This window comes from Streptomyces sp. NPDC050625 (assembly GCF_040654755.1).
In the GTDB taxonomy this organism is placed as follows: Bacteria; Actinomycetota; Actinomycetes; order Streptomycetales; family Streptomycetaceae; genus Streptomyces.
Genome location: NZ_JBFAIQ010000126.1, coordinates 1 through 1,173, shown reverse-complemented (window position 1 = coordinate 1,173; position 1,173 = coordinate 1). Strand labels below are relative to the sequence as shown.

General features: G+C 68.6%; 1 protein-coding gene. It reads left to right on the top strand.

The genetic code is table 11. The features are described from left to right. Positions 1 to 1,173 (top strand): succinate dehydrogenase (quinone) flavoprotein subunit (gene sdhA / locus AB0I54_RS48190; protein WP_363302762.1); only part of this gene is annotated, 1,173 nt, incomplete at both ends.

The following is a 1,173-nucleotide window of genomic DNA, read 5'->3' as shown; positions in this document are numbered from 1 at the left end:
GGCGCCTACCAGGCGCTGTCGCGGCAGATCGCGGCCGGGAACGTGGAAATGCACCCGCGCACCGAGATGCTCGACCTGATCGTCATCGACGGACGGGCGCGCGGGATCGTGGCACGCGATCTGATCACGGGCCGTATCGACACCTACTTCGCGGACGCCGTCGTGCTCGCCAGCGGCGGCTACGGCAACGTCTTCTATCTGTCGACGAACGCCATGAACTCCAACGCCACCGCGATCTGGCGGGCCCACCGGCGCGGCGCGTACTTCGCCAACCCCTGCTTCACCCAGATCCACCCCACCTGCATCCCGCGCACCGGCGACCACCAGTCCAAGCTCACCCTGATGAGCGAGTCGCTGCGCAACGACGGCCGGATCTGGGTGCCCAGGGCCAAGGGCGACACCCGGCCCGCGAACCAGATCCCCGAGGACGAGCGCGACTACTACCTGGAGCGCATCTACCCGTCCTTCGGTAATCTGGTCCCGCGCGACATCGCCTCCCGTGCCGCGAAGAACGTGTGCGACGAGGGCAGGGGAGTGGGCCCCGGCGGGCAGGGTGTGTACCTGGACTTCGCGGACGCGATCGAGCGGATGGGCCGGGGGGCCGTCGAGGCCAAGTACGGCAACCTCTTCGACATGTACCAGCGGATCACGGACGAGGATCCGTACGAGGTGCCGATGCGCATCTACCCCGCCGTGCACTACACGATGGGCGGCCTGTGGGTGGACTACGACCTGCAGACCACCGTCCCCGGCCTGTTCGCCGTCGGCGAGGCCAACTTCTCCGACCACGGCGCCAACCGGCTCGGCGCGTCCGCGCTGATGCAGGGCCTGGCCGACGGCTACTTCGTGCTGCCGGCCACCATCAACGACTACCTCGCCCGCAACCCCCACCAGGAGGCGGTGACGGTCGAACACCCCGTCGTCCAGGAGGTGCTGGCCGAGACGCAGGACCGGCTCCAGCTGCTCCTGTCCGTCGACGGCGACCGCACCCCCGACTCCTTCCACCGCGAAGTCGGCGAACTGATGTGGGAGTTCTGCGGCATGGCGCGCACCGACGCCGGACTGCGCAAGGCCCTTGAGCGCATCCCGCAGATACGCGAGGAGTTCTGGCGTCGCATCAAGGTTCCGGGGACGGGCGAGGAGCTCAACCAGTCCCTGGAGAAGGCGAACCGC